Consider the following 12,007-nt stretch of genomic DNA (forward strand, 5'->3'; position numbering starts at 1 on the left):
AATTGGCAAGAGCTGGCGGTGAAAGACGCCATGCTGCTGCGGATCGCGGGCGCGGGTCGAATGGTTGGCGGGCTAGCCGTTGGCTGCCAAGAAATATTCCATCGCGGCGATCACCTTGTCCGGCGCCTCCCAAGGAACGAAATGCCCGCAATCGGGCACTTGAACGATGGTTAGTGGATCGATCACTTCGTCCAGCCCTTCGAGATTTTCCGGCGGCAATGCCAAATCATCCAGCGCCCAGATCACCAGCGTCGGGATCGTCAGCTTGGGAATTGGCGGAGGCGTGTAACCCGCGGGAACTTCGAACGGCTCGTCCATCGTTGGGACAGTCATCTGGCTGGCGCGATAGTAATTGAGCATGCCGAAACACGCGTCGCGATCTTCCCAATCCCTTAGCAATTGCGCGCGTTCTTCAGCGGGCATTGTGTCGGGCCGGTCCCAATTCACTTCCTGTTTCAGGATGCCGGTGATCCCCTTCTCGCGGATCATGCCATCATTGGCAGGGTCACGAAACGCGCGAATATATTGGCTCGCCTCACGCTGGCCGCGATTGGTGTAGAGCAGCTTCTGAAACACGGCCGGATGCGGAGCATTGGCAATAATCGCACTCTCCACGCGGGTATGCTGTCCACCCAGTGCCACACCCCAGGCAATCGCGCCACCCCAATCGTGTCCCACGATAGTGAACTTGGCGATTCTCAGTGCGTCGGCGAGAAGAAAGACATCACCGATCAGCTTGTCGGGCGTATAGGCGTCGACTTCTTGCGGTTTTGAAGAACCGCGATAGCCGCGCTGATCGGGGGCAATGCACCGAAAACGGTCACTGAAATGTGCGATTTGGTGTCGCCATGTGCGATGGCTTTCGGGAAAACCATGCAGGAAAATTAGGGCAGGGGCGTCGACCGGGCCTTCATCGACCACGTCAAGTTCGATACCGTTCGCGAGCGATACGCGCTTTTGCTCCATTGTCAGCCTTCCGATTCCATCTTCTCGATATATCCAGCGGCGACCATGGCCGCGACCTGATCGAACAGCTGATCCGGTGTGCGCCGCATTTCGCCCATGGCCTGTTCCATACCTTCAGCCACAATGATTTCGCGCTCGCCCGCGGCAACTGCATCGATCATGGTTTTGGCTGCGTCATTGGGCCGAATCCCTTCGTCGATCACTTTGTCGCTGCGCCCGCGCTTGCTGCCGTCAGATGTCAGCGCGTTGCGGCTGACATCGGTGGCTATTGAACCGGGATAAATGACATGGACGGAGACACCCTTCTGGCTCAATTCCGCTCGAAGCGCATCGGCATAGCCGGCAAGGCCGAACTTCGCCGCGCAATAGGCAGTGCGCATTGGCACGCCGACCTTGCCTGCGATTGACGAAATGAAGAGCAGGTTGCCAGAGCCGCGTTCAGCCATGTGTCCGATCAACCCTTGCGTGAAGGCAATCTGCGCGGTCAGGTCGATATCGATAATGTCGCGATAGACGCTCATCTCGGTCTTGTGTGCCTGGCTGCGTTGGGAGACGCCGGCATTGGCGACGGCTGCGTCTACGCCACCTTTCCAATCGATGGCTTTGGCCGTGGCATCTGCAAGCGCGGCATCGTCGCGCACGTCGAACGGCAGGATCAATGTTTCGCCGCAATCCGCAGCGACCTTTGCAAGCCGCGCTTCATCGCGGCCAGACAGCACCAGATGAGCGCCGCGGCTGGCCCATTTGCGCGCCAGCGCAGCGCCAATCCCGGATGATGCGCCAGTGATCCAAACCACCTTGCCGGTGAAATCCATTTATCTCTATCCCTGCGCGGATCACCCGCGTCTGTTTTAGTCAGTGACGGTTTTTGGCCTTCCTTCGGGTAGCGGGATATACTCCTCTGCGTCTCCCGGCACTTTTGGGAAGCGACCTGCTTTCCAGTCCTCGCTGGCTCGGCGAATACGCTCTTTGTCAGAGCTGACGAAGTTCCACCAGGCGTGGCGCGGAGTCGAGAAGGCTTCACCCCCTACCAGCATAATTCGCCCGCCCCGTTCGCTTGAAAGCATCATATTCCTGCCCGGTGCGAGCACGCTCAATTCATAGAGCCCAAGCGCTTGCCCATCGACGCTGGCTTCGCCGCCCACAAGCATGACCGCGCGTTCGTCCGCGCTCACCTCAATAGGTAGGGACCCCGTGGGCGCGAGCACAATCTCTGCGTATATTGTGTCAGCATAGGTGGTTGTAGTTGCGCGCTTGCCCCAAAGCTCGCCCATGATGATCGTGGCCTTGGCGCATTGGTCCTCGATAACCGGAAGGTCATTAACTGCTTCGAACGCAGGATCGATTTCTTCGCGTCCATCCGGCAGGGCGAGCCAGGTTTGTATACCGTAGAGTTTCGGCCCGATAGCGCGTTCTTCAGCAGGTGAGCGTTCCGAATGGACGATCCCTTTTCCCGCCGTCATCAAATTTACTGTTCCGGGGCGAATGGTGGAAAACGTGCCGAGACTGTCGCGGTGTTCGATCGCGCCTTCAAACAGCCAAGTTACAGTCGCAAGATTGATATGCGGGTGCGGGCGCACATCCATCGCGCTGCCGACGTCAAGCTGTGCGGGGCCAAACTCGTCAACAAAGATAAAGGGTCCAACCATCGTGCGCTCGCGCTTTGGCAACACGCGGCGGACCTCGAACTGGCCAAGATCATGCGTAGTTGGTGTGACGGTTTGCTCAATCATAGTGCTATCCGCCCTTATGTTCACCTGGAGCGCGCGCCTTGATCGCCAATGCGTGGACCCGTTCTCCGGGAATATTGTGCAGCGCCGCGTTGACCATGCGTTGCCTCTGAAGTCGTGAGACACCGTCAAAAGCTTTGCTTTCGATCACAATGGTAAAGTGCGATTCGCCGCTGCCATCGTCACCGGAATGCCCGTGGTGCAATGTGCTGTCATTGATAATATCGAGGTGGGTGGGATGAAGCGCTGCGCGCAGCAGTTCTTCCATTTCTTGAGCTATAGAACCTGTCATGAAAGTGAATTTGGGGGTTCCCATCGCGCTTGTCCATGACCATCTTGCCGTGCGTGGCTCAGACTAGGTTTCATGGACGTTTCGAAGACACCGGGCAGGTGTGCCAGCACCCTACGTGCCAGCAGGATGGCGAGTTCCGCGCTCCGGGCTATCGCGCAAACGGTTTTGATGGGCCGGGCGAATATCGCTGGTTCTGCTTGGATCACGTTCGCGAGTTCAATGCCGGATATGACTGGTTTGAGGGGATGAGCGCAGAAGAAATTCTGGAAGCGCAATCGCCCGCGTCGGGATGGAAGACGGAGAACCCCAGTTTCAGGCCAACGGCTGGCGTCGATGGTATGCCACGCTGGGCCGATTTCGACGATCCGCTGGACGCGATCAGCGCGCGCATGGCAGGAATAAAGAGCCGCGCAGAGCGGGCAGCCAGGATGGCGATGGATGGCAGGTTCTCACCCGATGAGGCGCGTGCGCTCGACACTATGGGGCTGGGGCTGGACACCGATCAGCGGCGATTGCGGCGACGCTATTCAGAGCTGGTACGGCGCTATCACCCTGATCGAAATGGCGGCGATCGGAAGTTTGAAGACCGGCTCAATAACGTAGTGGAAGCCTATCAATTACTTAGGAAAAGCCGCGCTTTCGTTTAGCTGCTCTCTGCCGCATCATTGATCAATTTCTGGTCGACTGCGACCGCTTCGACACATTTCGGTCGTGATGTGATCCGCTCGACATAGGCTTTGAACGCCGGCCGTTCTTCAATCGAACCAAACCGCAAGCCCCAGATGAACTGGCTGCCGAAATAGACGTCTGCCATTGTGAAACGACTGCCTGCTGCGAAATCGTTTTGGCTTAGCCAATCGTGGCACGCACCCAATGTAAGGTCGAGCGAGCCGAACCCAGCCATGCCGCTGCGCTCGGGGGGCACCTCCCAGTTCATTGCCTTTGCGATTACCGCTTGTTCAAGCGGGCCAGCAGCAAAGAACAGCCAGCGAAAATAGGCGGCGCGCTCATGCTCGTCAGGAAGCAATCCGGCTTGCGGGTGCGTTTCGGCGAGATAATGACAGATTGCCGCCGCTTCGGTCACAATGTGATCATGCCCGCCATGATGGTGAACCAAAGTGGGCACTTTGTTCATCGGATTTATGCCTTTGAAGTTCTCTGGTCGCGTCGCCCAGTCAAACACCACGTGCTCGTAGTCCGCGCCCGCCTCATGTAGCGCCCAGCGCGCAATCTGGCCTCGGCTCATCGCGACAGTGTAAAATGTGAACTCGGCCATAGGCTCTCTCCCTCAGCTGAAGCTAACTCAATTCTGCTTGAACGCCCAGCGCAGTGTTTTGCCCATTCCCCATGTTGCGGCGCGCGCAGGCAGGGCGGCGATGCCAGGGCGTTGCAGGCCCAGCATGGTGCGGGCAAACGGCGGCAGCATTTCGACTGCGTCGCCGCCGAGAACGCTCTGCATTCCTGGCGGGGTACCGGGCGGACGCTGCGTCAGCACCAACTGTGCAATTTCGCGTGCCTCAGGTGATGTCCGCAATTCATCGCGAAGCTCGCGGAGCACCTCTTCGGCCTCATTGCGATTGATCGGGACAGGATCTGCGCCCAATGCTTTCGCAATCACTGCAAACTGGCGATAGTACTCGTCTTGCTCATAGCCAGGCATATCGGGGCGCACATGGCGCAGATATCCAGCGAGAAAGCTCGAGGCTTCGGTCACATGCACCCAGGCCAGCGTACGCGGATTGGTCGCCGAATACGGTGTTCCATCCGGCAGTGTGCCTGAAACCTTGGAATGGATGCGGTTGACCCGTTCGATAGCTTTCATCGCTTCGTCGCGATGAGCAAAGGTGGTCACTGCGATAAACTTCGCTGTGCGGCGCAGTCGCCCGTGCATGTCCTCGCGGAAATTCGAATGGTCTATCACGCCTTGCAATGCGTCAGGATGCAACATTTGCAGCAGCAGCGCGCGAATCCCGCCCACCATCATGCCCACCAGATCGGCGTGCACCATGCGAATCGGCGAATCCCTTTCAAACAAGGCTTCGTCCGATGGTGGCGTTGGCTGCTCGCCTTGCGCTGTGTCATTGAACACACCGCGCACGCGCTCGACCAAGCCTAGGCGTAACTGTTCTATCGGATCGGTTCCTGCCATTGGCGAACAATACAGCTTGTTGCGGACTAATGAAAATGTTGACTTCGCAACGCTTGCAGCGGCGCGTGCACGTGTATAGGCGTTCGATGCATGGCTAGCTTGATGGAAACCGATTACGATGGAACAGGCAAGACCCTGTTTCCAGAGCCTGACACAGTACTCGACGTGCGTGACGCGTTCGGGATCGATGTTGATTGGCAAGTCCCCGCCTTCAGCCTAGCCGATGAGCGTGTGCCGGAGAAAGACGACAGCTATGTGTTCGATCCGGACACAACGCTAGCGATCCTTGCGGGCTTTGCACATAACCGCCGGGTGATGGTGCAGGGCTATCACGGTACGGGTAAATCGACCCACATCGAGCAGGTTGCAGCGCGCCTGAAGTGGCCCAGCGTTCGCGTGAACCTGGATGCGCATATCAGCCGAATCGATCTTGTTGGCCGCGACGCCATTGTTCTGAAAGACGGCCTGCAGGTAACTGAATTCAAGGAAGGCATTCTTCCGTGGGCATTGCAGCATGCCGTCGCATTGACCTTTGACGAGTATGATGCCGGTCGCCCAGATGTGATGTTCGTTATCCAGCGCGTGTTGGAAGCGTCAGGTGCATTGACGCTGCTCGATCAGAACAAGGTGATCACGCCGAACAAATTCTTCCGTCTGTTCGCGACGACAAACACGGTCGGGCTGGGCGACACCAGCGGGCTGTATCACGGCACGCAAGCGATTAACCAGGCGCAGATGGACCGCTGGAATGTCGTTGTTGCGCTCAACTATCTCAAGCCGGAGGTGGAACAGAAGATCGTCAAGTCAAAGAGCCCGGAAACGGATGACAAGACGATTGCCGACATGGTCAAGGTGGCTGATCTGACGCGTCAGGGTTTCATGAATGGTGACATCTCGACCGTCATGAGCCCGCGTACCGTTATGACCTGGGCGCAGAATGCGGAGATATTCAAATCGATTGGCTTCGCATTCCGGCTTTCGTTCCTGAACAAATGCGACGAATCCGAACGGGTGATCGTGAGCGAATACTACCAACGCGTGTTTGACGAAGATCTGCCGAGCGGTGCCGGAAAAATGTCCTAAGGGACTGGCAATCACTGTGTTAATTGGATAACACAGTCCGATGTTTGCCTGGCTTCGATCATCCCGACGGAGGAATCGCTCAACGGATCGCTATGAAGATGGTCGGCCGAAGGCTGGCTATTATGCGCTCCAAGATCCCTACGGCAGTGCGCTTGAGGATTTCGACGACGCATTCGATTTTCGGCCGGATGCACCGCGCCGGAAGCGCCGCTTCTGGCACCGTAAGCCCAAGCTGAATTCCGGCATCGAGCAGCCCCGTTTTGGCGAGCAATGGAAAGAGCCTGAAACCCGCTGGTATCAACCGAGCCATTATCGCGGCCGGCGTAAACGCTGGTGGCTGGTCAGGTTGATCGCGGCATTGCTGGCGATCTTCATCGCTATTGTTGCTTGGCTTGCGATAACTGCTCCGCTTGGAAAATCGCTAGAACCGATTGCACCTCCGCAGATAACTTTGCTCGCAAGCGACGGAACGCCGATCGCTCGAAGTGGGGCGTCGGTGGATGCGCCGGTTGTGGCGAGCGAATTGCCTGATCATGTTGTTGGTGCATTCCTTGCGATTGAGGACCGGCGTTTCTATTCGCATTGGGGCATCGATCCACGCGGGATCGCACGGGCAGCTTGGACAGGTGTGGGCGGTGGCAGCACAATCACCCAGCAGCTGGCCAAATTCACATTTCTCACCCCGGAACAGACACTTTCGCGCAAGGCCCGTGAGGCATTGATCGCGTTCTGGTTGGAAACCTGGCTGACCAAGGATGAAATCCTGTCGCGCTATCTTTCCAATGCCTATTTCGGAGATAATCAATACGGGCTGCGCGCTGCCAGCCTCCACTATTTCTACCGTCAACCGGAAAACCTGAGGCCGGAGCAGGCAGCAATGCTTGCCGGACTACTGAAGGCACCTTCGCGGCTTGCGCCCACTCGCAACTACGATCTGGCTGAAGAGCGCATGCGATTGGTGATCGGCGCGATGGCGGAAGAACGCTATTTGACCGATGCCCGCGCGAGAAATCTGCCGTCACCCAGGCTTGATGTGCGCAATCGCAATCGGTTGCCGACGGGCACCTACTTCGCGGATTGGGCACTTCCTATCGCCCGCCAGAGTGCCGAAGCGAGCTATGCCAAGCAAACGCTGACAACCACCCTTGATGCGCGCCTCCAAGGGGTGGCGAGCCGGGCAGTCGCGAATGCTGCATTGGGGAATGCTCAGGTTGCTTTGGTCGCAATGCGGCCGAGCGGCGAAGTGGTCGCGATGATCGGCGGCAAGGATTATGCGAATTCGCCATTCAACCGTGCAACACAGGCAAAGCGGCAGCCGGGATCGACCTTCAAGCTGTTCGTCTATCTGGCCGCGCTTGGATCGGGAATGCGACCAACGGACCGCATCGATAATACGCCGATTGAGACAGGTTCCTACCGTCCAAAGAATGCCGCAGAACGCTATTCAGACAGCCTGACGCTTGAACAGGCATTTGCTTCGTCCAGCAACGTTGCAGCGGTTCGGCTTTTTAATCAGCTTGGGAGCAAACGGGTGATCGAAACCGCGCGGAATCTGGGCATCACGTCCCCTCTGCCAGAGGGTGATCCCAGCCTGGCGCTAGGCACTTCGACGATGAGCCTGCTGGAACTCACCAGTGCCTATGCGGCGGTCGCTGCCGATGCCTATCCGGTTGAACCTCATGCTTTCCTGCAAGAGGAAGAAGGGTGGATTGAATGGCTCTTTGATGGACAGTCACATTTCCCGGGGCGTGTGCAAAGCGACATGGAACGTTTGCTGCGCGCGGCAATCAATGATGGTACAGGCAAAGCTGCGATGCTCGCTGGGCCGAATTTCGGCAAGACAGGGACAACACAGGATTATCGGGATGCTGTGTTCGTAGGTTATGCTGGCGATCTTGTGGTCGGCGTTTGGGTTGGCAATGATGACAACACCTCGCTCAATGGTGTGACCGGCGGCGGATTGCCCGCGCGTATCTGGCGCAATTTCATGCGCGGTGCGCGGGCCGGAAGTGACATCGTAGAACCGGCAGAGCGACCCGATCCGGAAGGGCCGATCCGCCCGCTCGACATCGAGGAACTGCGAGACATCCCGATTGATGACAACGGTCCAACCCTGTCAGTCGAACAGGAAGGGCTGACGGTGGTGACTGAGATTGACGGTCTGCCTGTGGAGTTTCGACTGACCGAAGACGGACTCGAAATTGAATCTGGCAGGCGTTAGCGGTCTGCCATCAGTATATTCATCACTGCTGTTGCGATTGGCCGATTGCGATCATCCTGCCATGCTTCCACAGTAATATTGGCATTGCGCCGCCCAAGTCGCGTGATCCGCCCCTGAGCGAAAGTTTTCTTGCGCTTGCCAGCGCTTAAGAACTGGACAGTGATGTTGATCGGCTTGAGTTGCGGGTCGCGATCTTCGCGCTGCAAGATTGCGCGCAATGCAGCGTAGCCGGCTGTTTCAAGCAATCCGCTTGTGGCCCCGCCGTGGAACGCACCAGGTCTGCCCTCGATGATCGAGCTGAACTCGACTGTGAGAACAGGTAAGCCGTCATCGCCCAGACTGTGGACGGATATGCCAAGCGAGCGCGCGTAAGCGGTCAGGAACCGGTCAAGATCCGCGTTACCGGTCACTGCGCGGGTCCTTATCAATGGTCATGAATACACCTGCCATCGTAGCGACCGGATCGCTGCGGTTCCCATCATGGGCAATGCCGCGCACGAAGGCGGCAGAACGGGTAATGCGATAACATTCAACTCGTCCCAGGACTGAACTGCGCTCTTTCGCGGGCCGTTGATAGTCCACGCGCAGGTCCAGCGTTGCAATGGGCGTGAAGACTTTCTTTGTGTGCCAGATGCTCATGCCTGACGCCATGTCGAGCAGGCTGACAATAGGCCCTGATGCAAGCACATGACGGTCTTCCTCGCCCAGCAAATCTTCTCGCCAGGGCAGTTCCAATTCCACCCAGTCTTCACCATGGTCTGAGTATTGCAAGCCCAGCCAACCCGAATGGCCATGCTGGCAGAAGAACTGCAACGCCTGTTTGGGATCGAAAGGAGGCAAGTCTTTAGCCATTGTCCTAACCATTGCCTGCAAGGCTCTGTCCTTACAATGTTTTAATTTTTCAGAGCGCGTTCTGAGCGCCATTCCTTTGCTGGTCCGCTGGCCAATCAAGCTGCACGCGATATGTTGTGGCGTGAAGCGGAACTGTCCGGCAGCCTAATCCTCCCAGCTATTGCTAGAGGCAAGCGATCAGCGGTGGCTGAAGCCTAAAATGCGTTCCCGGCCAGCGCATCAATCGCACCTTGCAGAATGATTGCCGCTGCATGACTGTCGATTTTTTCCGCGCGTTTGGCACGGCTCATGTCCTGCCCGATCATCGCGGCCTCTGCACTTTGCGTCGACCAGCGCTCGTCCCATAGCAGCACGGGCAAATCAAATGCCTCGTTCAAATTGCGCGCATATGCGCGAGCTGACTGCGCCCGCGGACCTTCACTGGCGTCCATGTTGCGTGGCAGGCCGATCACTATGCCCTTAATGCTGCGCTCCTTGATCAGTGCAGCCAGAGCTTCGCGATCACGCCCGAATTTGCCGCGCGCCAGTGTCTTGCCCGCTGTTGCAAATCGCCAACCCGCGTCGCTGGTTGCGATGCCGATGGTCTTGGTTCCTAGGTCCAGCCCGAGCAAAGCGCCTCCGTCAGGCAGCGCATCGCGCAAATCAGCCGCGCTGTCGGTGATCAGCGGTTTTGTGCCCATATTTCCACCCGGCGTTTGACGTCGGCCTGCAAATTCGCCCAGAACAGCGGGATGTCATAGACGTGATAGTCATTGCCTGGCAGAACATAGCGGCCCAGATCAGGAGGATCGCCAATCAGCAATATTCCGCGCGGATCGCAGCGAGCGGGGACAGCGTCAGCCACAAGTGCGCCGTCGGTCAGATCGGTTTCAGGTACCAATGTGCCCAGATTTGCGCTGGCTGGCGCAGTTCCGCCGCGCGTTCCCGTCAGCGGATTCGTGCAAAGCACCGGGCTGCTCCCGCGTGACCCTCCATTGAAGCCGACTGATCGGCTGTAATAGGCTTTGACCTGCGATGGATCGGCTGGCTCGGCATAGCTCGCCCAGCTAAGGATACAGCCGGCCTGATCAGACGCGGTGCAAGCCGGCAGCCCCATAAGCGGCAAATCATGGGTTTCAGAAATCGGCCAGCCGACAACATATGCGGCGGCGATCCGATCGGCGAGTGGGGACCCGGCGACCCGCTCGCTGAGCAGGCTCATCATGTGGAGTGAGCCTTGACTGTGGCCGGCGAGCACAATCGGTAGGTCAGGATCGATGGTATCAACAAAATACGCAAATGCCTGTGCAACATCGCGGTAAGCGGTGTCGAAAGCCATTTGACCCTCGGGCTTGTCGGTCATGAACGCACCGATTGTCGCTTGGCGATAGCGCGGCGCCCAGATCTCGCTCGCTTTGCTAAAAGGGCTGGCCATTCCGCGCAAATATATGCGTGCGACGCGTTCCGCATCTTCATCACCCAGTTCGGCATTCCAGCTCGACCGACTGAGGTAACTGGTCGGATGGACGAAAAAGACTGCAAAATCGGGTGGTGAGGGGGCAGCCGGAGTAGGCAGCAAGCCACGATTATTGGCGTAATCTGGCTGCCAGCGAACCAACTCGTCGCCCTTTCCCGGACGAACAAACCACATATCCGTTTCTGCATAGGCATTTTCGGCAAGCGCCTCTTGCTCAACGAATTGCTCGGTCGGAACAAAGGCAAGCGCGGTCAATTCCGCCGCCCAAACGCGCAGGACGATGAGGCCCGCAATCACCAAGACGATGATCACGGCTACGAGATAAAGGAACTTCTTAGCCATTGCCTGCGCGCGCTATTCCGCGCTGGAATATTCGGCCTTGGGCGCGCGCAGTGTCGACCAAGAACGGTTATCACGCAGCGCAGACCACCAGGTAAACGGGTTCCAGCTGGCTGAGCCGTTTAGCGAAAAGGTTATGAACTCTGCGCGCCCACCGATGTTTTCGAGCGGCACGGCGCCCATCAGTCCGCGATCGCTATTTAGCTCGCGGCTATCGGCAGAGTGGTCCCGGTTGTCGCCCATCACGAAGACTTCGCCTTCCGGAATGGTGATTTGTTCGAAATTGTCGAGCAATTGGTCTTCAAGATGGTCAATCACCAGAAACGAAGCGCCGTTGGGCATTGTCTCGCGATAGGCGGGCACTTCGTAATATTGTGTGCCGTCGGCATCCCGCACGAGGTAGGCTGAAAAGGCACTAAGGCAGGGCGATCCCTCGCATAGCAGCTCCGGCTCGAACGGGATTTTGACGTTGGGCACTATCTCGCGCTTCACTGGCTCACCGTTCAGGATAATGATGCCATTTTCGACTGCAATCGTATCGCCGGGAAGGCCAACAACGCGCTTGATATAATCCTCGTCGCGAACCGGATGAACCGGGATGACAACGTCACCATATTCCGGCGTATCGCCTATAATCCGCCAATCGCCGCGCGGTAGAAGGTGGAAGCTCGCCGAAGCCCAGCTCCAGCCATAGGGATACTTGCTGACCACCAGGCGATCGCCCACCCAAAGGCTCGGCATCATTGACGTCGACGGGATGTAGAATGGTTTTGCCACCAGGCTGTGAAAAACGAGCACGGCGAGAAGCATCAGGCTGAGCCCGCGCAATTCCGCGAGCCAGTTTACCTTTTCTTCGGTGTCCTTGGATTTGATCTTGTCGTTTGTCACAGTGTCAGAGCCGGTAGCCATATCTTTGTGT

Annotated in this window: 14 protein-coding genes; 3 read left to right on the forward strand and 11 right to left on the reverse strand. The window is 57.7% G+C overall.

Translation table 11 applies throughout. From position 1 onward, the window contains the following. Window positions 1–72 precede the first annotated feature (72 nt). From QZ487_RS06875 to QZ487_RS06890, 4 genes are read right to left on the reverse strand one after another with little or no spacing between them, the layout of a single operon-like run. Window positions 73–966, reverse strand: a complete 894-nt coding sequence (locus tag QZ487_RS06875; protein ID WP_296023897.1) for an alpha/beta hydrolase — start codon at window positions 964–966, stop codon at window positions 73–75. A gap of 2 nt (window positions 967–968) precedes the next feature. Further along, window positions 969–1,781, reverse strand: coding sequence for an SDR family NAD(P)-dependent oxidoreductase (locus QZ487_RS06880; RefSeq protein ID WP_296023898.1), 813 nt, complete (start codon window positions 1,779–1,781; stop codon window positions 969–971). 36 nt (window positions 1,782–1,817) lie between these two features. After that, the gene (locus tag QZ487_RS06885; RefSeq protein ID WP_296023899.1) at window positions 1,818–2,699 is read right to left on the reverse strand and encodes a pirin family protein; all 882 of its coding nucleotides are present in this window, start codon (window positions 2,697–2,699) and stop codon (window positions 1,818–1,820) included. A 4-nt stretch (window positions 2,700–2,703) separates the two neighbouring features. After that, window positions 2,704–2,988 carry a BolA family transcriptional regulator gene (locus tag QZ487_RS06890; RefSeq protein ID WP_285974917.1) on the reverse strand — a complete coding sequence of 95 codons (285 nt, stop codon included), beginning with the start codon at window positions 2,986–2,988 and terminating at the stop codon, window positions 2,704–2,706. 53 nt (window positions 2,989–3,041) lie between these two features. Here QZ487_RS06890 and QZ487_RS06895 point away from each other — a divergent pair, with 53 nt between their 5' ends. Next, window positions 3,042–3,635: a J domain-containing protein gene (locus tag QZ487_RS06895; protein WP_296023900.1), complete on the forward strand. Its 594-nt coding sequence runs from the start codon at window positions 3,042–3,044 to the stop codon at window positions 3,633–3,635. Here QZ487_RS06895 and QZ487_RS06900 read toward each other — a convergent pair. Further along, window positions 3,632–4,264, reverse strand: a complete 633-nt coding sequence (locus QZ487_RS06900; RefSeq protein ID WP_285974919.1) for a glutathione S-transferase family protein — start codon at window positions 4,262–4,264, stop codon at window positions 3,632–3,634. The genes QZ487_RS06895 and QZ487_RS06900 overlap by 4 nt on opposite strands. Window positions 4,265–4,291: 27 nt before the next feature. Further along, window positions 4,292–5,137 carry an oxygenase MpaB family protein gene (locus tag QZ487_RS06905; protein ID WP_296023902.1) on the reverse strand — a complete coding sequence of 282 codons (846 nt, stop codon included), beginning with the start codon at window positions 5,135–5,137 and terminating at the stop codon, window positions 4,292–4,294. 90 nt (window positions 5,138–5,227) lie between these two features. Here QZ487_RS06905 and QZ487_RS06910 point away from each other — a divergent pair, with 90 nt between their 5' ends. Beyond that, on the forward strand, window positions 5,228–6,220 hold the full coding sequence (locus tag QZ487_RS06910; RefSeq protein ID WP_285974921.1) for an AAA family ATPase: 993 nt from the start codon (window positions 5,228–5,230) through the stop codon (window positions 6,218–6,220). Window positions 6,221–6,260: 40 nt separating this feature from the next. Then, the gene (locus QZ487_RS06915) at window positions 6,261–8,441 is read left to right on the forward strand and encodes a transglycosylase domain-containing protein (RefSeq protein ID WP_296023903.1); all 2,181 of its coding nucleotides are present in this window, start codon (window positions 6,261–6,263) and stop codon (window positions 8,439–8,441) included. Here the strand turns inward: QZ487_RS06915 and QZ487_RS06920 are convergent. The 5 genes from QZ487_RS06920 to lepB form a co-directional block, all read right to left on the reverse strand. Further along, the gene (locus tag QZ487_RS06920; protein ID WP_285974923.1) at window positions 8,438–8,851 is read right to left on the reverse strand and encodes a PaaI family thioesterase; all 414 of its coding nucleotides are present in this window, start codon (window positions 8,849–8,851) and stop codon (window positions 8,438–8,440) included. The genes QZ487_RS06915 and QZ487_RS06920 overlap by 4 nt on opposite strands. Further along, the gene (locus QZ487_RS06925; RefSeq protein WP_285974924.1) at window positions 8,841–9,293 is read right to left on the reverse strand and encodes a PaaI family thioesterase; all 453 of its coding nucleotides are present in this window, start codon (window positions 9,291–9,293) and stop codon (window positions 8,841–8,843) included. Before QZ487_RS06925 ends, QZ487_RS06920 begins: the two co-directional genes overlap by 11 nt. Before the next feature lie 194 nt (window positions 9,294–9,487). Next, window positions 9,488–9,973: a Holliday junction resolvase RuvX gene (gene ruvX / locus QZ487_RS06930; protein WP_285974925.1), complete on the reverse strand. Its 486-nt coding sequence runs from the start codon at window positions 9,971–9,973 to the stop codon at window positions 9,488–9,490. Next, a complete protein-coding gene (locus tag QZ487_RS06935; RefSeq protein ID WP_296023904.1) occupies window positions 9,955–11,091 on the reverse strand; it encodes a DUF3089 domain-containing protein in 1,137 nt (378 codons plus the stop codon). Before QZ487_RS06935 ends, ruvX begins: the two co-directional genes overlap by 19 nt. 12 nt (window positions 11,092–11,103) lie before the next feature. Continuing rightward, on the reverse strand, window positions 11,104–11,997 hold the full coding sequence (gene lepB / locus QZ487_RS06940) for a signal peptidase I (RefSeq protein ID WP_296023905.1): 894 nt from the start codon (window positions 11,995–11,997) through the stop codon (window positions 11,104–11,106). Window positions 11,998–12,007: the final 10 nt, after the last annotated feature.

Source organism: uncultured Altererythrobacter sp. (assembly GCF_913057185.1).
GTDB lineage: Bacteria > Pseudomonadota > Alphaproteobacteria > Sphingomonadales > Sphingomonadaceae > Erythrobacter > Erythrobacter rubellus.

What these genes read in the sequence shown, in the direction of transcription:
- QZ487_RS06875 (WP_296023897.1), bottom strand. Translation starts at nt 966, where the DNA reads ATGGAGCAAAAGCGCGTATCGCTCGCGAACGGTATCGAACTTGACGTG.
- QZ487_RS06880 (WP_296023898.1), bottom strand. Translation starts at nt 1,781, where the DNA reads ATGGATTTCACCGGCAAGGTGGTTTGGATCACTGGCGCATCATCCGGG.
- QZ487_RS06885 (WP_296023899.1), bottom strand. Translation starts at nt 2,699, where the DNA reads ATGATTGAGCAAACCGTCACACCAACTACGCATGATCTTGGCCAGTTC.
- QZ487_RS06890 (WP_285974917.1), bottom strand. Translation starts at nt 2,988, where the DNA reads ATGACAGGTTCTATAGCTCAAGAAATGGAAGAACTGCTGCGCGCAGCG.
- QZ487_RS06900 (WP_285974919.1), bottom strand. Translation starts at nt 4,264, where the DNA reads ATGGCCGAGTTCACATTTTACACTGTCGCGATGAGCCGAGGCCAGATT.
- QZ487_RS06905 (WP_296023902.1), bottom strand. Translation starts at nt 5,137, where the DNA reads ATGGCAGGAACCGATCCGATAGAACAGTTACGCCTAGGCTTGGTCGAG.
- QZ487_RS06910 (WP_285974921.1), top strand. Translation starts at nt 5,228, where the DNA reads ATGGCTAGCTTGATGGAAACCGATTACGATGGAACAGGCAAGACCCTG.
- QZ487_RS06915 (WP_296023903.1), top strand. Translation starts at nt 6,261, where the DNA reads ATGTTTGCCTGGCTTCGATCATCCCGACGGAGGAATCGCTCAACGGAT.
- QZ487_RS06925 (WP_285974924.1), bottom strand. Translation starts at nt 9,293, where the DNA reads ATGGCTAAAGACTTGCCTCCTTTCGATCCCAAACAGGCGTTGCAGTTC.
- ruvX (WP_285974925.1), bottom strand. Translation starts at nt 9,973, where the DNA reads ATGGGCACAAAACCGCTGATCACCGACAGCGCGGCTGATTTGCGCGAT.
- QZ487_RS06935 (WP_296023904.1), bottom strand. Translation starts at nt 11,091, where the DNA reads ATGGCTAAGAAGTTCCTTTATCTCGTAGCCGTGATCATCGTCTTGGTG.
- lepB (WP_296023905.1), bottom strand. Translation starts at nt 11,997, where the DNA reads ATGGCTACCGGCTCTGACACTGTGACAAACGACAAGATCAAATCCAAG.